Genomic DNA, 20,623 nt, shown 5'->3' on the forward strand with positions numbered 1-20,623 from the left:
CCATGCCAGAATATGATATCAGCAAAGTTTTCTCTGCCATCACTCTAGATCAGGTTGTGCCTGCCCGCGTGCCGTGGTCTGGCGTTGTGCGCAAGGGGCAGGTTTTGCGCATTATTGACCTTGAAAGCCAGCAGGCGGTGGATGCCCTGTTCTATAATGCACACGCTTATTACGAACGTTACAGCGCGCAAGATACTCTTCTGAATCAGGGATCTGCCTATATTGGTAAAGGTGGACGCCTGTTTTCTAACGAAGGCAATGTGCTCATGACAGTTGTGGAAGATACTTGCGGGCGCCATGATACGCTGGCCGGTGCCTGTAGCTGTGAATCCAATACTGTACGCTTTGGGCACGAAACAAAATATATGCATGCATGCCGTGAAAACTTCCTTCTGGAAGTAGAAAAATACGGCATGGGCAAGCGTGATATCGTCAATAATGTTAATTTCTTCATGAATGTTCCCATTATGCAAAATGGTGAACTGGTTATTGACGATGGTCTTTCCGTCCCCGGTGGTTTTGTTGATTTGCGTGCCGAAATGGATACGCTTGTTGTGCTGTCAAACTGCCCACAGGTCAACAATCCCTGCAACGGTTTCACACCCACGCCTATCCGCGTGGTTATTGGTGACCCCGCTTCTATTTGACACACCGAAAGATTAGCTATGTTCACTAAGGTTCTCATTGCCAATCGTGGAGAAATTGTCCGGCGTGTCAGTCGCACACTCCAGCGCATGAACATCGCTTCTGTAGCCGTATGCTCGGAAGCAGATCGCTTTACGCCCCCTGTTCTGGAAGCAGATGAAGCCGTGCTGCTTGGTCCGGCTGCAGTAACAGATAGTTATCTGAACATGGATGCTATTCTGGATGCTTGTTCCAATACGGGCGCACAGGCTGTTCATCCCGGTTATGGGTTCCTTAGCGAACGTGCGGAATTTGCTGAAAAACTGGCCGAACGCGGTATTCGCTTCATGGGGCCACGCCCTGAACATATGCGTATGTTCGGCCTTAAGCATACAGCGCGTGAGCTAGCCAAACAGAACAACGTGCCGCTCCTGCCCGGTTCTGATATCCTGAATTCAGCCGATGAAGCCGCAATTGAAGCCGCGCGTATTGGTTACCCCGTCATGCTTAAAAGTACGGCAGGTGGTGGCGGCATTGGCATGCAAGTGTGCCATAACGAAACAGAATTGCGAGATTGCTTTGCTGCGGTCTCTCGTATGGGCGGCAATAATTTTGGCGATGCACGCGTTTTTCTTGAAAAATTTATTGCCTGCGCCCGCCACGTTGAAGTGCAAATTTTTGGGGATGGAAAAGGCAATATTCTCACGCTAGGTGAGCGCGATTGTTCCCTGCAGCGCCGCAACCAGAAGGTTATTGAAGAAACCCCGGCCCCCGGCCTTTCAGATACAACCCGCCAAGGCCTGCGTGAAGCAGCCCGTGCATTAGGTTCTGCCGTTGCATATGAATCCGCTGGCACGGTGGAGTTTATCTACGACACCGAAAGTAGCGAGTTCTATTTTCTTGAAGTAAACACCCGGCTACAGGTTGAGCACTGCGTTACCGAAGAGGTATTTGGCATAGACCTTGTGGAATGGATGGTACGCCAAGCAGATGGCAGTCTGATCTTACCACCGCAGGACAGCCTTATTCCGCAAGGCGTGGCAGTAGAAGCGCGTGTTTATGCTGAAAATCCTGCCGAAAATTTCCGTCCCTCAACTGGTCGCCTTACCGAGGTAAGTTTTGCACCAAACGTGCGGGTAGATGGATGGATAGAAACCGGCACCGAAGTAACCCCTTACTACGATCCAATGCTGGCAAAAGTTATTGCGCACGGGGCTACGCGAGAGGATGCCTTCCATAAACTTCATGAGGCTCTTTCTCGCTCCCGCATAGGGGGGCTGGAAAGCAACCTAGATTACCTACGTGCCATTACATCGGCTCCTGCCGTACTTGAGGGACGTGTATTTACAGGTCTTCTCAATAACTTTGCCTATATGCCAACGACTATTGAAGTTATCTCTCCGGGTTTGCAATCTACCGTGCAGGACTGGCCCGGGCGCGTTGGATACTGGGATGTAGGTGTGCCCCCCAGCGGCCCTATGGATGATCGCAACTTTCGGCTGGCTAATCGCATTGTTGGCAATGCGGATGGTGTAGCGGCTTTGGAGTTCACCGTTTCTGGCCCGGTTCTTCGCTTTAACGCTCCTGCCACCATTGGTCTTTCTGGGGCATTTATGCCTGCCACACTGGATGGCAAAGAGGTGCCTTACTGGGAACCTGTTGCGATCAAGGCCGGTCAGATTTTAGCTTTGGGGCAGATTAAGGGGGCTGGCCATCGCACTTACCTTGCCATTCGGGGGGGTATTGATGCACCGCTTTATCTGGGGTCTTGCGCCACATTCATGCTTGGGCAGTTTGGCGGCCATGCTACAGGCCAATTGCGTACGGGTGATGTTTTACGCCTTGCGGCCCCACAGGCAGATGCGCGCCCCACAACCACCATTGCGCAGGAAGATCGCCCCGAGCTAACCCGCATGTGGGAACTGGGCGTGCTATACGGCCCACATGGCGCGCCAGATTTCTTCCGAGATGAAGATATTGCAGAGCTATTTTCCAGCGAATATGAAGTGCACTTCAACAGCGCACGCACTGGTGTTCGGCTGATTGGGCCTAAACCACGCTGGGCACGCACAGATGGCGGTGAAGCTGGGCTGCACCCCTCCAACATTCATGACAATGCCTATGCCATTGGCGCAATCGATTTTACAGGGGACATGCCCATCCTGCTGGGGCCGGATGGCCCTAGTTTGGGCGGCTTTGTGTGCCCTGCCGTGCTTGTGCGTGATGAATTGTGGAAAATGGGGCAGTTGCATCCCGGGGACAAAGTGCGTTTCCGCCGCGTGCAGCCTCAACCGCTGAACGTGGATTTTCTGCCAGCTCCCATTATGGGTGACAGCCCTATTCTCTTTCGTTCGGAAGGCGAAATCCCAGTTGTGTACCGCCGTGCGGGTGAAAACTATCTGCTGCTCGAATTCGGCCCGCCAGAACTGGACGTTACATTGCGGCTGCGTGCACAACTCGTGCTGGAACGTCTGAAAGCCGAGGCCATAAAGGGTATTATAGACCTTACGCCCGGTATTCGCTCCCTACAGGTGCATTACAATCCTGATGTCATTCCTCTTTCCACTCTGCTGGAAACCCTGCATGGCATTGAGCAAGCTCTGCCTTCAGGCGATGATGACATTGTGGTGCCAAGCCGTATCGTGCATCTGCCCGTATCATGGGATGATGAGCAGGCACGCTTGGCCATGCAGCGTTATCAGGAGCTTGTACGGCCAAATGCGCCATGGTGCCCTTCTAACATTGAGTTCATACGGCGTATTAACGGCCTTCCTTCCATTGAGTCTGTAAAGAACATCATCTTCAGCGCCTCTTACCTTGTTATGGGGTTAGGCGATGTTTATCTGGGTGCCCCTGTCGCCACCCCTATTGATCCGCGCCATCGGCTTGTAACCACCAAATACAACCCCGCCCGTACATGGACACCAGATAACGTGGTGGGTATTGGCGGAAGCTATATGTGTATCTATGGCATGGAAGGCCCTGGTGGTTATCAGCTATTTGGCCGTACCACGCAGGTTTGGAATACATGGCGCACAACAGATGTGTTTCATGAAGGTACGCCGTGGCTTTTAAGATTTTTTGATCAGATCCGTTTCTATCCTGTCTCGCATGATGAGCTAATGGAAGCGCGTGCTGGTTTTCCGTATGGCCGTTTTTCCGTCAAGATTGAGGAAACACAGTTCAGCCTGAAGGAATATCGCGCTTTTCTTGAAAGCAATAAGAAAGAAATTGCCGCTGCCCAAGCTCGGCAACAAGCCGCCTTTGAAGCTGAACGGCAAGACTGGATTGCGAAGGGCCTTGATACATTCGAGGAAGAAACGAATGATAATCAGGCTGATGAATCTATCCTACCCGAAGGCCATATGGGGGTGGATAGCCCCGTACCCGGCAACGTATGGCAACTGCCTGTAAACGTGGGGGACCACGTTAAGGTAGGCGATACAGTCGCCATTATTGAATCCATGAAAACGGAAATGAAGATTTCCTCCCCAGCCACTGGTGTTGTGACTGAAATTCTCTGTCGCAAAGGGCGCGAAGTGCGAGGTGGTGAACGCATTATGGTTGTCCGCACAAGCTAATTTTTTATGCTCCTCCAACGCTGATAGAACAGGAAAAAACATGACCCTGCCCAATATGTTGCAGATCACCCCGCTGCTTTCCGCCTATCGCGCCGGAACGCTTACGCCTACCAACATGGTGCATGAAGTTATTGCACGTATTGATGCCTATACCACCCAAGATCCGGCTGTGTGGATCAGCCGGGTTCCAACAGAAAAGCTCTTGGCCCGCGCTGCTGAATTGGAAAGACAAACTGCCGCTGATCTTCCGCTTTACGGTATTCCGTTTGCTGTAAAAGATAATATTGACGTTGCAGGTTTGCCCACAACCGCTGCATGCCCGGCCTTTGCCTACACGCCCCAAGAAAGCGCTGAGGTTGTACAACGTTTGGAAGCTGCGGGCGCTCTTGTTATCGGCAAAACTAACCTTGACCAGTTTGCAACTGGCCTTGTTGGAATGCGCTCACCTTATGGCCAACCACATTGTGTGTTTAACCCTGACTATGTTTCTGGCGGTTCAAGTTCTGGGTCTGCTGTTGCTGTTTCCGCTGGGTTGGTATCGTTCGCACTTGGCACAGATACAGCGGGTTCGGGCCGCGTGCCGGCTGCATTTAACAATATTGTTGGGCTTAAACCATCACGAGGTGTACTCAGCACATATGGCCTTGTTTCTGCCTGTGAATCTCTAGATTGTATCTCAGTTTTTGCAGGTTCAACGGCTGATGCGTGGGATGTTGAGCAGATTGCCGCTGCACCAGATGCACGCGCACCCTACTCGCGTGTACAAGATACCCGACCATTGCCCCTTACAACCTTTCGGTTCGGGGTGCTGAAACAAGAAGATCGGTTTTTTGATGGTAACGCGGCAAATGCTGCGCTCTATGCCCATGCCATTGATCTGCTCGAACAGATGGGCGGTACGCCCGTTGAATTGGATTTTGCCCCCCTAAAGGAAACCGCAGCCCTACTTTATAGCGGCCCCTTTGTGGTGGAAAGATTAGCCGCGATAAAGGATTTTTACAGCACGCATCGTCAGGATATGGACCCAACAGTTGGCGCTATCATTGATGGTGCCCAAAAATATACAGCCACAGATGTGTTTGAGGGCATTTATCGCCAACACAGCCTCCAGCAAATAGCACAACGCATGTGGGCTGACTTTGACATCATGCTGCTGCCAACGGCGCCGCGTATTGTTACAAAGCAGGAGGTTATTGAGCAACCCATTGCAGCCAATAGTTTTCTGGGAACCTATACCAATTTTGTAAATCTGCTTGATATGGCAGCCTGTGCTGTACCGGCCGGTTTTGCGCCAGATGGCCTTCCTTTTGGGGTAACATTTATTGCCCCGGCCTTCACCGATCAGGATTTGGCCAAATTGGCCGGGCGTTTTCATGATGCTTTAAATAAAGCTATTGGGGCAACATGCACAGATAAACCCGTATCAAAAGAAGCCGATGATACTCTAGCCCATGATCGTGTGCTTCTGGCTGTGGTTGGAGCGCATCTCGAAGGCTTTCCCCTGCACTGGCAGCTTGCGCAGGAACATGCTGTTTTACGGAGTACCACACGCACGGCCCCAGATTATCGCCTGTTTGCCTTACCCGATGCCACGCCCCCCAAGCCCGGCCTTGTGCGCGAACGGGGCTTTAAGGGTAATGGGCTGGAAGTGGAGGTTTACGAGCTTGATGCCGCAGGCTTTGGGCGCTTTGTAGCTTCTGTTCCACAACCCATGTCCATCGGTCGGATTACGTTAGAGAATGGGAAAGAGGTTTGCGGCTTTCTCTGTAGTGAAGCTGTAGCCCGTAGTGGTGTCGATATTACGGAAACAGGTGGCTGGCGGTATTACATGCAGACGCAGTAAACAACACCTAAAGTCTCATCTTCAAGGCAAGTACATTATGAGGTGCTGCCTGCTTTAGTGGAGGGCTTCCGTTATCCAAAAGTCTCGATAATTCACATTATTGTAGGGCCATTGTGATCTTGAGTAACTGCCCTTTATGATGATTGTTGTTCTTGAGAGAAATGGAGAGTTCACCCAATGACTACCCTCGGTTTAGTCGATGCCGAACAGCGCAACATGGTGGCTTCATTTCCGGACTTCGATTCTGAACAGGATGATTTGATGGCATTCCGCCGCGACTTGGTGGAAGGAACAACAGTTCTTTTAAATTCCAGATCGGTTCAATATGAGGAGCGGTTGGTTCCCGGCCCTGACGACGCTCCTGATGTTCGTATCATCTTGTTTCACCCACCTAAATCCAAAAGAACAACGTCTGCTATTCTCTATGTTCATGGTGGCGGGATGATTGCAGGTACGCCCGACATGCAGGCTGGCACGCTGGGCCGACTGGCATCTGAAACAGGCACCATGATTGTCTCGGTTGATTATCGGCTTGCACCCGAAGCGCCTTTCCCTGGTGGCCTGGAAGACGTTTATGCTGCCCTTATATGGCTGCATGACTGTGCGGAAGAAATGGGGATTGATCCCGACCGTATCATGGTTATGGGCGATAGTGGTGGAGGTTGCCTAGCTGCCGCCACAGCCCTTCTGGCGCGTGATCGTGGCACGGTGAAATTACACGCCCAAGTTTTAATTTACCCAATGCTCGATTTGCGCACAGGTGGTGCAAATGCACCTTCTGATGATCCTACAACTGGAGAATTTGTCTGGACACGCGCCCAAAACCAACACGCATGGTCTGCCGTGCGTGGAAAGCTGGCGGCTGATGATCCGCGGTTTGGCTATTTATCACCCGCCTTCATGCACGATCTTTCTGGATTGCCAGCAACATTCATTATTACGGGCGCACTGGATCTGTTTCGTGATGAAGATATAACTTTTGCGCATCGCCTATGGAAAGCGGGCGTGCCAACAGAACTTATCGTTTATGCAAACGCAGTGCATGCCTTTGATCTGCTACCTTCTTCCCTTGGCGAACGTGTGCGCCATGATGTGTTAGAGGCTGTGCGTCGCCTGCTCTAATGCGCACATATCTGTTATTTTGGTTTTAGAATTAGGGATAATTAGTAGAAGGAACATTCTTCCATCACTTGCAAATCTGTTACCAATTACGGACACTCCTCTTTCTCATGAAACACGCATAACTTTGTCATAATACGATAGAGAGTTGTGTTATTGAGCGCATGAACATGGCAGATAAAGGGGAATTTTCGGTGGATACAGAGCATAAACAGATTTCTGAAGACACCGATCAACCCCAGCCCATCGAAACACCTGTACTGCAAATCGCACTGCAAGAAGCCGTAAATGCAAGCCTTTGGGAAAACAGTGTTCCCATTCTTGAAGAGCTTGCCTTCGACAACAAAACCGATATCGAATATCCTACTGTTGAAGTTAGCATCAGCAGTGAACCCCCGTTTCTTACGCCGCGTTCATGGATGTTGCAGCAGGTTCGGCCCCAAGAACTGCGTGTGCTGAATGACCGTGATATCACGCTTGATGGGGCATTGCTCTCTGCCCAAACTGAAGCATCCAAAGCCGTAGTAACTGTTACCGCACATGCCGGAGAGCAGGAATTAACCAGAATCACCCGTGATGTTCGTGTATTGGCACGGAATGAGTGGGGCGGCCTATGTGGTATTCCCGATATTCTTGCCGCATTTGTTTTACCGAATGACCCTGCGATAGCCCGTATTTTGCGCACTGCTTCCGATATTTTACGGCAGGCAGGGCAATCTCCTTCTCTGGAAGGGTATCAGGGCGATAAAACCAGAGTATGGGCGCAGGCACAGGCGCTTTGGTGTGCCATTTGTGGGTTAAACATCACCTATATCAACCCTCCTGCATCGTTTGTAGAACATGGGCAACGCATTCGCCTCCCCTCTCAGGTGTATGAAGAACGGCTTGCCACCTGTCTGGATACCACTGTTCTATTTGCCGCCTGCCTTGAGGCCATAGGCCTGCGCCCCTTGATTGTCCTTACCAAAGGGCATGCCTTTGCGGGGTTCTGGCTTTCTCAGCAGGATGCGGGGGCATCTATTGTTCAAGATCTTCCGGGCATACGTAACCGGCTGAAACTTGATGACCTGCGCGTTTTCGAAACAACGCTGGTAACGGCGGCCCGCAAACCCGGCTTTGCAACGGCTTGTGAGCGCGGAGAAGCCAACCTGCGTGATATCGGCGATGATGATGAGGACGCATTCCGCGAAATTATCGATGTGCACCGCGCACGTCTTCGCCGCATTCGCCCACTTTCTACGCCGGGTTCTCATACAGATACAAATCTTGATGAAGCCTCGGAAGATGCTTCCGAACAGCCGCTTTTTGAAGCTGCTCCTACCCTGCGGGAAGAACGGGAGGAAGAACAGCTACCAGATCGCCCGGCTGATCGTGTTCAGCGCTGGTGCAATCGCCTTCTTGATATGTCGGCACGCAACCGCCTGCTTAATCTACCAAAGTCTGACCGTCAGCAGATTGAAATTGATTGCCCAGAGCCAGCAGCGCTGGAAGACATGCTGGCAGACATGCGTGCTGGCGGTAACGCCAAACCTTTGCGCTTTATTTCCGCACTAGACCTGATGGATGAAGCAGACCCCCGCAACAAGGCGCTTCATCAAGGGCGCCATCATGAGGATACCGCACGCGCCTATGCTATAGAGGCCCTTACGCGGCGTGAGATTGTTGTTCCGCGCAAGAAAGAGAACCTCCAGAACGCCCTTATCGAGATTTATCGTCAAGCCAGAGCCGCCGAACAGGAAGGTGGCACAAACGTGCTCTTTCTAACCATAGGAGCCTTGGCTTGGACACCACAGGACAAGAGCAAACCTTATCTGGCGCCGCTCATTCTTGTTCCGGTTATTCTGGAACGGGCAAGCATCAAATCTCCCTTTACGCTGCGTGCCCATAGCGATGAAACCCGCATAAACACAACACTGCTGGAAATGCTGCGAGCGGATTATGATATCCGCATCCCCCTACTGGAGCATGAAAATCTTCCCGAAGATGCTTCGGGGCTGGATGTGCCAAAAATTATCGAAGCGTTCCGGCTTCATCTACGCCATATTCCGGGCTGGGAAATTCGTGAACACGTTAGCCTGACAACATTAAGTTTTTCAAAGTTCTTAATGTGGAAAGACCTTCTTGAACGGCGCGACAAGCTCGCTACCAATGATGTTGCAAGCCGCCTGTTAAATGGTGTCAAAGAAACAGAACAGGAGGGTGCAACACCACCCGTCGGATTTGATGCTTCTCAGGATCTTGATACAGCATTGGCTGAAGCCGACCTGGTTTGCCCGATGGAAGCGGATTCATCACAACTCAAGGCTGTTGCGCGTGCGGCTGCGGGCGAAAATTTTGTGCTGATTGGGCCGCCCGGAACAGGTAAAAGCCAGACCATTGGCAACATTATTGCCAACACCCTTGCACAAGGCCGCACCGTGCTGTTTGTGGCCGAAAAACGCACTGCACTGGAAGTTGTGCGTAATCGGCTGGAAAAGCTGGGCATTGCTGAATTCTGTCTAGATCTGTTTTCGCCCAAAGCCAATAAAATGGGTGTGCTCCAGCAATTTCAATCTGCTCAAGCCGCGTTGGAGGATTTTCAGCAAGAAGAATACGCACACACCAAACAAGCGCTTGATGCATTGCGCCTTGAACTGAATGCTTATGTTCATGCGCTCCACACCCCATACCGAAATGGCTGGACGCCTTACCGCGGTATTGGCATGACATTGCGTGCGCAGGAAGAAAAAATCGTACGCGTTCCTCTTGAGTGGCTTAATGCTGATACGCATTCAAAAACAGATTACGACAACCTCGTGCAGGCCGCTGAAGACCTTGCCACACTGTATGCCCGTATTGGTGATATTGTTGTATCGCCCCAATTAGCCGGGCTTGAGCAAACAGAATGGTCTCCGCTATGGGAGGCTCGGTTGCTGGATGCCATCAATGGAACACTGGTAGCCTTGGGAAAGCTCCGCAACGCGGCACATGATGTAGTCAAGGCGCTTGCGTTAGGGGCAGATAATTTATCGTTTGTGCGCCTTGGCCAGATTGATGCGCTATGTGCACATTTATTACAGCCACATGCAGCAGGTTGGGCGTTTGGAGATACCGCTCAGGACATTTGCGATCAGGTGCTTGCTGAAAAAGAACATGTTGCCCAACACCGCGCCTTGACTGAAGACCTGAATACACGTTGGAAAGAAAGCGTTGGCACACTGCCTGTGTCTGACATTCTTGCTGAATGGCAGACAACAAAGGATAAATGGATATTGGCCCGTTCCATGGGGCAAAAATCCATCCGCAAACGGTTGAATGATCATGCCATAGCGATGCCGGAAGATTGCGAAAGCGATCTGGAAAAGCTGGTGGAACGCAAGACTATAGCCACCAAGCTGGAGGAAGCACCGCACAAGGCACATATTGGTGCTCTATGGCGCGGTCTTGATACAGATTTCGATCAGATAAATCTTGTTTTTGAATGGGGCCAACGCGCCAGAAGCCAGCTTGCCGGGTGTATGACAGATACTGCCGCCCTTCTTTCAGCGCGTGCTCATCTCAAAACCTTATTGACAGAAGGGCAAGACCTGCTGGCACTGGGCGGCAGTGTTCATACTGTAATAACGCAGTATCGGGCTGCCTTTTCATCACTAGAAGCAACCCTAAAAACACTCGCCGAGTGCAGTGCCAGTAATATCAGCACCTTGGTAAACCCTAAAGCTGCTGACTGGCTCAGCGAAATCCAAGAAAAACTACAAAACTGGAAAAACTCTGCGCGTGAATTACGAGATTGGTGCGCATGGCAACGTGCCTGCCACCATGCAGCACAACTGGGCTTAACACCGCTGGTGACAGCAATTGAGCACGGTCTGGTGACGCCAGAAGATGTTCTTTCTGTTTTTGAGGCCAATTACGCCCGCTGGTGGACCATGCATGCCGTAAGTAATTCCGCATTGTTAAGCGGTTTTGTGGCGGCAACTCATGAAGGCCGTATCCTGCGTTTTCGTGAACTTGATGAAAAACTGAAAAACCTTGCCATACGGTTGATACGCGCACGCTTGGCAGGAAAAATTCCGGGGGAAGCTGCGCGGCAGCACGATCCCGAATACAAAGTATTAACCCGCGAAATTGCAAAAAAGACACGTCATCTTCCAGTGCGCCAATTGGCAGAGAAAATGCCCAGCGCCCTGCGAACATTAACCCCATGTCTGATGATGAGCCCGCTTTCAGTTGCCCAATATCTACCAGCAGATGCAGAGCCTTTCGATCTGGTGATTTTTGATGAAGCATCCCAGATTGCAACATGGGATGCCATTGGCGCTATTGGCCGGGGGAAACAGGTTATTGTTGTGGGAGACCCCAAGCAGCTTCCACCAACAGACTTTTTTGTGGCAGGCAGAGCTGCTGACGATGTTGCGACATCCGATGAAATGACAGACCTTGATTCCATCCTGGACGAATGTCTTGGGGCTGGTATTCCTGCCATTAGTCTGGAATGGCATTATCGGAGCCGCCATGAAAGCCTGATCGCTTTTTCCAACCAGACATATTATAGCGGCAACCTTGTTACCTTTCCCTCACCTGTTACATCCGATCAGGCTGTGTCGTTCCGTTTTGTGCCCAAAGGTGTTTACGAACCCGGGCGCAATGGGTCCCACACCAACCCCGTAGAAGCACGTATGGTCGTTGCGGAAGCAGTAAAGATCATGCGTGATGGGCGTGAACGTTCGGTTGGTATTGTAACCTTTAATGGTGAACAGCAAAAACTTATTGTGGATCTTCTGGAAGCAGAAGTTCGCAAAGATCCCAGCCTTGAAAGATTTACAGGTGATGCGGCACCAGAGCCTCTGCTTGTAAAAAATCTGGAAAATATTCAAGGTGAAGAGCGCGATGTTATGCTGTTCTCTCTAACGTATGGGCCGGATGTTACAGGCAAGATCTCCATGAATTTTGGGCCGCTTAACCGAGATGGTGGTGAACGGCGCCTGAATGTTGCCATCACCCGCGCCAGAGAGCAGTTGATTGTGTTCGGGTCACTCCGTGGCGATCAGATTGCAATTGAGCGGACGCGTGCCGCAGGTGTGCGTGATCTGCGCCGTTTTCTGCTATTTGCTGAACGCGGTGCAACAGCATTGGCAGGTGCACATGAAGGTTCCGTAGGCGGTTATGACAGCGTATTTGAAGTTGAAGTTGCAACCATGCTGCGCACCAAAGGCTGGAATGTTACAACGCAAGTGGGTGTATCCGGCTTCCGTATTGATCTGGGTGTGATTGATCCTGATCTTCCCACCGCATTTCTGGCTGGTATTGAATGTGATGGTGCCACCTACCACCGAAGCGCCACTGCGCGTGATCGGGATAGATTGCGGCAGGCCGTGCTGGAAAACCTTGGTTGGAATATCCTGCGCATTTGGTCTACAGACTGGTGGACCAATGCGCCGCGTGAAGTAGAACGGATTGATCGTGCCTTGAACGGCTTTTTGGAAGAAACCCGTAAAAAACGCGCTGAACAGGCAGAACACGATGCCGCAATGGCTGCTGCAAGCCTGAATGAAATTGTCCCCGAAATAGAGGAAATTTCGGCTCCTCCGTTGGGTACACAACAAATAGAGCCACCCCCACAAACCTCAGCCCCCGAAGTGTTGGCAATATCTGCACCACCAACGGAACCCCTTTACGCCAAGGCTCCGACTGAGAGTGTTGCACCAACAACTGAGAAACCAGTTATTGATCCCTCACGCTTTAATCAGGAAGATTATCTTCCAACCTTAACACAACTGATTCATCAGAGTGTGGATGAAGCAGGCGTTATACGTGAAGATGTGCTGATCCAGACACTCTCGCGCGATCATGGCTTTGCACGGGTGAACAGAGATATCCGAGAGCGTATTCAGCGCGCTGTTCCTTCATCACTTGGCCGCACAGAAGAAAATGTTGGCGTATTCCTGTGGTCAGAGCGCCTGCCTGTTTCTGCACGCCTGCCTTTGGCTTCATGCGCTTCAGAAAAAAATGTAGATCCTGCCAAGGTACCCCTGCCCGCTCTTGTGGATCTTGCCTGTCGCGCCATTGCGATTGATTGCCCGGATGATGAAGCCATTACGCGTATGCGCGATGCCTGCGGCATGAGCCGAATGGGGCAAGCAACACGCACGCGCTTTGCTGAAGCTTTGCAAGCAGCACGCCAGATAAATATCAATCAAGACGAGCCATCATTCTGAAACAGCATTACTCATGATAGCCGCCCGGCAATCAGGCTGCACGGGTTGGGCGGTGATCACCCGCAACGGTTTCACCAAAAGGCCCCATGTTGTTCAGGCTCGCCTTGCCATGCACAGAGTGTGCGGTTGGCAGATTGGGCAACACGAGTTCACCAAACCGATAAACTTCCTCCAGATGCGGGTAGCCAGAGAAAATGAATGTATCGATACCGAGCCTACGGTATTCATCAATACGCTCGGCTACAGTATCCGGGTCTCCTACCAAGGCAGTTCCTGCCCCACCACGCACAAGCCCCACACCCGCCCATAAGTTGGGGCTGATTTCCAGTTTGTCACGACGCCCCCCGTGCAGTGCGCTCATACGCGCCTGACCTACGGAATCCATCCGAGCAAAAACTTTCTGAGCTTTTGCAATTGTTGCATCATCCAAATGACTGATCAGGCGGTCAGCCTCGTGCCATGCTTCTTCTGCCGTTTCGCGCACGATAACATGCAAGCGAATACCAAAGGAGACCTCTCGCCCCTGTGCATGCGCTAATTTGCGCACATGGCTGATTTTTTCGGCCACCTGTGCTGGAGGCTCACCCCATGTCAAATATTTGTCGATTGATTTGGCAGCAACATGCGTGGCTGCTTCTGATGACCCGCCAAAATACAAAGATGGACCATTATGCTGATATGCAGGAAACAGCAGACGACCATCTTTTATTGTAAAGTGTTTTCCTCCAAAATTAACACTCTCACCACGTAACAGGGCACGGAAAATATCAAGAAATTCATCTGTGATTTCATATCGTGTGGCATGATCGGCAAATAGCCCATCCCCCGCATTTTCAGCCGGATTACCACCTGTTACAATATTGATCAGCAACCGTCCGTTAGAAAAACGGTCCAGCGTTGCGGTCATGCGTGCAGCCAAAGTGGGAGATAACAAGCCGGGTCTTACGGCTATCAGGTAACGCAGTTGTTCTGTAATGGGCGCCAAAGCTGAGGCCACAACCCAACTATCTTCGCAACTCTGCCCGGTTGGGATTAAAACACCATAATACCCTAGTGTATCAGCCGCTTTTGCAATTTGCTGTAAGTAGGGCAAATCAACTGGTCTGCCGCCTTTTTGTGTACCCAAATAGCGACTGTCCCCATGAGTAGGCAGGAACCAGAGCACATTGATCTTATCAGGAACTGCGTAGGACATGATTAGGATACCTTGAAAAATGTTTCTTGGGGGAAAAGCGGTTCAGCCGGAACCTTGAGTGCGTAAGGTGCGCGATAACGGCTACGCTGCTGCACAGTCGTCGTTATCAGGCCAATAACGTCACGCGCTGTTTCAAACGTGTGGTAGTGGCGCAGGTTGATGTCATCAATCCGTAGAGAAAAACCCTGAGAGGAACGTACTTGATATGTCATTACGACCTCGTTGCTTATTATATAATAACTACTCCAAATGCGTATTCCGCACGCCAACACGCTAACGACCACAAAAAATGAGTCAATAAAATTATCACTATTATATATAGTTTTATATGCATTTTTAGGTTTGAAACAATGAATTTTCTACCAGAAATTGCTTTCTAATTTTTGTTATTATGTTGTTTTTAAAAAATATATTCTTATATAAACAACAAATTTTTATAGTGTATTATGGAAGGAACACTTTTTGATAACATACGCAAATAAGCGCCTATATAGGTTTTAACATGCCCTCTTTCTGTGAATCGAAGTTGATCTGATCGGTTTATAACATTTCCGAGCCAAAATTCTCTCATTGACATATATATTCACGTCATAAATGTTGTATCTTATTACCACCTTATAAAAATGGTGAAATATATATTCCATGCCGATTGATCTACAGACCGAGCACGATGCCATTGATGCAGCCACGCATCTCAAACAGCAGTTTGCCGCACGGGCAGCTCATCATGATCGCACTGGAGTTTTTGCTCAGGAAAATATTAATGATCTACGTCAGGCAGGGCTGCTGTCTTTACGTATATCTACACCACAGCGCCCTACTCCATTCACTCTAGGCGTTGTGCAGGATATTGTTGGACAGATTGCTCAGGGTGATGCTTCTACGGCGTTGGTTATGGTCAATCATTACATGGTGCGTGCCGCCATTGCTCATCATGAATTTGGATCTGGCAACACGGCCTGCTGGATAGAAGATGAACAACATGATCAATTACTGAACATCCTGCTAGCGGAACCAGATCTTGGGTCTACATCTCAGGGTGGACTGCCCAGCACAGTTGCCACTCGTACAGCAACCGGGTGGATTTTAACCGGGCGCAAGGCATATGTAACAGGCATTCCCGGTTTATCTTGGCTTTTGGTACGCGCCCGCACGAGTGATGATCCTGCGCAGGTTGGCACATTTATTGTGCCCGCCAAGGCAGACGGTATCCATGTTCTTGAAAACTGGGATCACATCGGTATGCGTGCCAGCAATAGCCATGAAATCACGTTTACAGATGTTACCCTGCCTCCTGATGCTGCTCTGGAACTTTATGCGCCTGATACACCCCCCGCAGAGCGCAATACCCTCGTTATATGGAATACTGGCCTCTTGGGTGCTTTGTATAATGGCATCGCAACATCTGCTCTGGCATGGTTTTGTGAGTTCCTGAAAAACCGTGTTCCATCCAATCTAGGAGCGCCGCTGGCAACATTACCTTCAATGCGCGATGCAGTAGGTGGATTTATCATTACATTGCACATGAATGCCATGCTGTTACGGCTTTACGCCACAGATGTAGAAACTATGCGCCCACCCCACGAACTGAAGGCCCATGCCGCGGTTATAAAGACGCGTGTTGTTGATGCTGCGGCTGACTTTACATCCGCTTTACTTGGCTTGGCAGGTAATGCTGGGTTATCGGCCCATAACCCGTTAGAGCGTGCTCATCGCGATGCGCTATGTGGGCGTATTCATGCACCACATGCAGAATTACTCAGGCGAATTGCGGGCCAGAAGGCTCTTTCATAAATTCAGAAACATTTCTTGCTACTGGAAAAATCATGACAACAGCGCCCGATCGTGCTCCTAATTCTTCTGTGCTCCCCGCCATTCTTAACCGTTGGTCTCCACGAGCATTCCAACCAGAAGCTATTAGTCAAGAAGAGTTGCTTTCGCTTATAGATGCTGGACGATGGGCCCCTTCTGCCTATAACATACAGCCTTGGCGCTTTATTTACGCACGACGTGGCACGGCAGAATGGGAGCGCTTTTTATCATGGCTCATACCATTTAATCAGTCATGGGCAGAAAATGCATCGGCCATCATTTATGTGGCATCTCAAACCATAACACTCTCAAACCGCACAGGAGAGCCCTCTCCGCTGCCAACCCATGCATTTGATACAGGTGCCGCCGCTGTTCTGATACAAGTTCAAGCAGCGCATAACGGCTGGGCAACGCACCCCATAAGTGGCTTTGACCACGCTTTGGCCCATGCTGGTTTGGAATTACCAGAAGAATATGAACTGCATGCAGCCATTATTCTTGGTCGACAGGGGAAATTAGAAACTCTACCGCAAGACCTGCAAAAACGTGAGGTTCCCTCTGGCCGGAATTCTCTCAGCACAGTTTCTTTTGAAGGAAGATGGAACCCTTCAAAAGAAACCAATATGGATGAGTAAATGCCATGAGCTGGAAGGTTAGAAAAACCAAGAGGTTTTGAGAACCTTCCATGTTATGGATGAAGTATGCTCGCCAATTTTTAACCTCATCTTCCTAAGTAGAATGGTTTTGATTTTTATAATAACAAAATTTTAGAATTCAATTCGGGCCGTTACTTTGAAGGATCGCCCAGGCTGAGTGTAGTAGCGCTCGGAAAGGGAGCTGGATGACTGACCATAAGGAAGTGACGCCGCATTATAATATGCTTTATCAAAAATATTGTACATTCCAGCCTGAATACGCAAAGGTTTGTAAAATGATGGGCTATACCAACCATTCAGATCAAAAATAACATATCCGGGTGTTTTCCACTGGTTGGTTAATGCGCCGGTTGAAGTCAGATACTTGGCATTGTCACGCCCCGAAGCAAACGTGCCCGACAGATCTGCGCCCCAGCGTTGTGTTTTATACCCAAAACCGATAATTCCACGGAAAGGCGAAACCGAGCTTAGGTGGAAGTTCATATTCTGGTCACGGCCATCTGCATAAGCCAGTGACCCCCATACGTGCCAGTGATCATCAAATGCCCAGTTTCCGCTGGCTTCCACCCCATAAATACGTACATGTGCCAAATTGGTATAGCCATAGCAGAGCATATAGCCAGTACAGCCGCTTATACCCATCATATCTATAAAGTTATGGTAGTGGTTATCGTAGAAAGAAAGCTTGGCACCTCGTTCTGAATTTCCATATTTCATGCCAACTTCCCACCCTCGGCTACTTTCAGGCTTAAGATCTGGGTTGCCAACAACCTGATACACTGGTGGAGTGCTGTAGTTTAAATATTCCTCGGTTGCAGAGGGTGCGCGGTATGCCTCGGCATACTGTCCATATAGAATAACATCTTTGGCAATGCGCGCTTCTACTAGAATTTTTGGCGAAAAATGAGACCCATGCGCACCGTGCGGTAGCCCCGCATAACCAGCATTGGCCATATAGGAATCCGTATTGTGTGTGTCTCGCTGGAAATAATCAAACCGGAAACCCGGCGTAATATGCAGCCACTCACCACGGCCAATGCCAATGCGGTCTTGTACAATCGCCCCCATATCCGTGCCGTGTACTTTAGGCATATCCGAAAAATTATCATGAGTATAAGCATTTGACAGAGCACGCTGGCCAGTTTGGGTCTGGTAGGTATCTGTTAGAAAGACCTCTCCTCCGTAAGTAAGGGCATGATGCAACGGACCGGTGAAGATGTTGTTTGTGGCTGAACCCGTTACGCCGTAGGATTCCACAGGCAATGTGAGATGCTGGTGCACATAGGCTGTCGGTCGGGTTGGATCATTGTTTGTAATATCCGTATCAGTCTGAATACTTTGCCAATACGCCAGAAAATGCGCTTCGCTAAACAGGTCTGTTGGGCTGCTCGCCTGATAATCATAATTGGCAGATACGCGCGAGCGTTGGTTCTCGCTGCGTGTGCGATAGACATTTGTTGCCGTTGTTTCTGATGTTCTGGTGCGTTCATTATAATTTCGGTCAAACCATTCGCCAGTTAGGCCTATTCTATGGCCACCAGCAAAATAGTGCCTGACTTTACCAAGAAAACTACCTTGCTCATACGATGCTGGGTCTTTTGCAGTACGCGTTCGCCCATACCCGTAAGTATCGCCTCGGTTTCCAGTTTCGCTTCCGTCCTGATAGCCACCCTGAAGCAAAAATACTGTGTTTTTATAGCGTGCAGCAAACGCCTGATTAAGCAATGCGGCTTCACTTGCTCCATTATAGGTAAGTTTGGTGAGCCCCCCAAAGGTTTTGCCGGGTTTAAGCAAATCCTCTGGGTCCAGCGTGCGCAATGCAATAACACCACCCAGCGCGCCCGTACCAAAAAAGCTGGAATCTGCGCTTTTAACAACGTCTATTGCACCGAGGGAATTGAAATCGAAATTGTTAACACCCCCTTGCGCAGAATTGAAAGAACCAGCATAGGCCCCATCGTTTGCCCATGGCATACGCACGCCATCTATGGTGGTGAGAATTCGGTTTTGGTCCAGACCACGAATGTTGATACTGGAATTACCATTACTATAGTTAACCGAGGCATCTATTCGGCGTGCATAGTCTTCCAAGCTATCTATCTGACGGTCACGCAATGTTTTGAGGGTTGTTGTGGTTGTTAGCACACCGGCTTTACCTACTGCGCTGTGATCTTTATCTGGATTAAACTTCATGGAATCCAGAATGTCTGTTGTTCCACTTACCTTTACCGGACCCAGAATAACTGTCTGGGGAGAAACTGCACCAGGTTTGTTGGTATTTTTACTAGCATGCTCCTGCGCGGCAGTTTCTGCCTTGGGGGAAGCAGATTCTGTTGTGGCGGCAAAAGCCGGTGTTACACAAGCATATGCCAGAGCTGTTGTTGCCAGCATCTGGTAACGCATAACCCGGTAGAAAAAAGGTTGCGTTATCATTGTACATCCACATTGTTAATAATGAGAATCATTATTATTTTATGATGCACAGGGAGCGGTCTCCCATCAAGCTCTTATTGCATATGATTATCATTTGCGTTAAATAAGTCACACATGCGCATCTCTCTGCATGCGTTTATGTCGTAAAGGCCAATAACATGACCAACATGTCCGATCCCCTTTCACTTTCTCTCCGCCTTAAAGACGCAACCCACACGCTCCATGAAGATCTGGACAAAAGCATCATGGCGCATGGTCTGTTCTCCAGCACCGAGAAATACAAAAGTTTTGTGCAACTTCAGTATTTATTCCATCGGGATATCAATGATCTGTACAAGCATGACCAACTGCTAGAGATCATTCCTGATCTGGCCACCAGAAACCGCTTTGCACAAGTTTGTCAGGATATGCGAGATCTTAACCTACCCTTTCCTGAAGCAGGCTCTTCTATATGTATCCAAGATGTTTCAACCGCCGTAGGCTGGCTATACGTGGCAGAAGGTTCGAAACTTGGTGCAAATTTTTTAACAAAACTGGTTGAAAAACTGGGCTTTACCGAAAACTTTGGTGGACGCCACCTTGCCGCAGACCCTGGCGGCCGAGGCCCATCCTGGAATGCATTTAAAAGCGCTATTGACCTTGCAGGGTTTGACCCAGTTCTAGCTACAGCCGGGGCTAAGTCTGGTTTTATGCGCGTGAAAAACTATATGATAACGTCTGACACGCTTATCAGCACATCAAACTGATTTTCTGAAGAAATAAAAATGACCTGAAATCCAAAGGAATTTCAGGTCATAAAGTTACTATAAGATGGCAGATAAAGGATATCAGACTGTCACATCCTGCAATACGCTGAATCCTTCAAACACAGGAGGCCCGGCAGTTAGCGCACGGCCCTGCCCCGCACCTGCATGTGCCTGCCGAAACTGCTCAGACTGTGTCCAGTCCACAAATGCATCGTATGAATCCCATACCGTGTGAGAAGCGTAAAGCCTACCTCCATCCTTTTCTGGACCTTTTAAAAACTGGAAACTAACAAATCCTGGAACAGTCTTTAATAAAACCTCACGTTCCAGCCAACGCTTCTGGAAGGCATCTTCATTTTCCGGTGCCACCAAAAAACGGTTCATGGCGATATATTGAGACATATCCTGATCCTTTCC

Annotated in this window: 12 protein-coding genes; 8 read left to right on the forward strand and 4 right to left on the reverse strand. The window is 49.8% G+C overall.

The window, feature by feature from the left end; translation table 11 throughout:
* The first annotated feature begins 2 nt into the window (after positions 1 to 2).
* The 5 genes from DS739_RS06955 to DS739_RS06975 all read left to right on the forward strand — a co-directional run bounded on the left by DS739_RS06955 (position 3) and on the right by DS739_RS06975 (position 13,364).
* Entirely contained in the window at positions 3 to 647 is a 645-nt protein-coding gene (locus DS739_RS06955) for an urea amidolyase associated protein UAAP2 (protein ID WP_003624240.1), read from the forward strand.
* Positions 648 to 665: 18 nt separating this feature from the next.
* Positions 666 to 4,205 (forward strand): 5-oxoprolinase/urea amidolyase family protein, encoded by a 3,540-nt coding sequence (locus tag DS739_RS06960; RefSeq protein ID WP_006115506.1) that lies wholly within the window; start codon positions 666 to 668, stop codon positions 4,203 to 4,205.
* 40 nt (positions 4,206 to 4,245) lie between these two features.
* Entirely contained in the window at positions 4,246 to 6,048 is a 1,803-nt protein-coding gene (gene atzF / locus DS739_RS06965) for an allophanate hydrolase (RefSeq protein ID WP_035353260.1), read from the forward strand.
* Positions 6,049 to 6,225: 177 nt separating this feature from the next.
* Positions 6,226 to 7,170 (forward strand): alpha/beta hydrolase, encoded by a 945-nt coding sequence (locus DS739_RS06970; RefSeq protein WP_006115508.1) that lies wholly within the window; start codon positions 6,226 to 6,228, stop codon positions 7,168 to 7,170.
* Between the two features lie 167 nt (positions 7,171 to 7,337).
* Positions 7,338 to 13,364 carry a DUF4011 domain-containing protein gene (locus tag DS739_RS06975; RefSeq protein ID WP_035353258.1) on the forward strand — a complete coding sequence of 2,009 codons (6,027 nt, stop codon included), beginning with the start codon at positions 7,338 to 7,340 and terminating at the stop codon, positions 13,362 to 13,364.
* Positions 13,365 to 13,395: 31 nt separating this feature from the next.
* Here the strand turns inward: DS739_RS06975 and ssuD are convergent, their stop codons facing one another.
* Both ssuD and DS739_RS06985 read right to left on the reverse strand, forming a co-directional pair.
* Positions 13,396 to 14,559, reverse strand: coding sequence for an FMNH2-dependent alkanesulfonate monooxygenase (gene ssuD, locus DS739_RS06980; RefSeq protein ID WP_006115510.1), 1,164 nt, complete (start codon positions 14,557 to 14,559; stop codon positions 13,396 to 13,398).
* Positions 14,560 to 14,561: 2 nt separating this feature from the next.
* Complete coding sequence (locus DS739_RS06985) at positions 14,562 to 14,771, reverse strand: hypothetical protein (RefSeq protein ID WP_035353256.1); 210 nt, start codon at positions 14,769 to 14,771, stop codon at positions 14,562 to 14,564.
* Between the two features lie 430 nt (positions 14,772 to 15,201).
* On the opposite strand from DS739_RS06985, the gene DS739_RS06990 reads away from it, so the two are divergent.
* Positions 15,202 to 16,353: an acyl-CoA dehydrogenase family protein gene (locus DS739_RS06990; protein WP_006115511.1), complete on the forward strand. Its 1,152-nt coding sequence runs from the start codon at positions 15,202 to 15,204 to the stop codon at positions 16,351 to 16,353.
* Positions 16,354 to 16,385: 32 nt separating this feature from the next.
* A complete protein-coding gene (locus DS739_RS06995; protein ID WP_035353252.1) occupies positions 16,386 to 17,006 on the forward strand; it encodes a nitroreductase family protein in 621 nt (206 codons plus the stop codon).
* A gap of 132 nt (positions 17,007 to 17,138) precedes the next feature.
* Here the strand turns inward: DS739_RS06995 and DS739_RS07000 are convergent, their stop codons facing one another.
* Positions 17,139 to 19,460 carry a TonB-dependent hemoglobin/transferrin/lactoferrin family receptor gene (locus DS739_RS07000; protein WP_006115513.1) on the reverse strand — a complete coding sequence of 774 codons (2,322 nt, stop codon included), beginning with the start codon at positions 19,458 to 19,460 and terminating at the stop codon, positions 17,139 to 17,141.
* 158 nt (positions 19,461 to 19,618) lie between these two features.
* Between DS739_RS07000 and DS739_RS07005 the strand changes: the two genes are divergently transcribed.
* Entirely contained in the window at positions 19,619 to 20,206 is a 588-nt protein-coding gene (locus DS739_RS07005) for a biliverdin-producing heme oxygenase (RefSeq protein ID WP_006115514.1), read from the forward strand.
* Between the two features lie 81 nt (positions 20,207 to 20,287).
* Here the strand turns inward: DS739_RS07005 and DS739_RS07010 are convergent, their stop codons facing one another.
* Complete coding sequence (locus DS739_RS07010; RefSeq protein ID WP_006115515.1) at positions 20,288 to 20,608, reverse strand: antibiotic biosynthesis monooxygenase; 321 nt, start codon at positions 20,606 to 20,608, stop codon at positions 20,288 to 20,290.
* Positions 20,609 to 20,623 lie beyond the last annotated feature (15 nt).

Source organism: Acetobacter sp. JWB (genome assembly GCF_003323795.1).
Taxonomy (GTDB): Bacteria; Pseudomonadota; Alphaproteobacteria; order Acetobacterales; family Acetobacteraceae; genus Acetobacter; species Acetobacter oryzifermentans.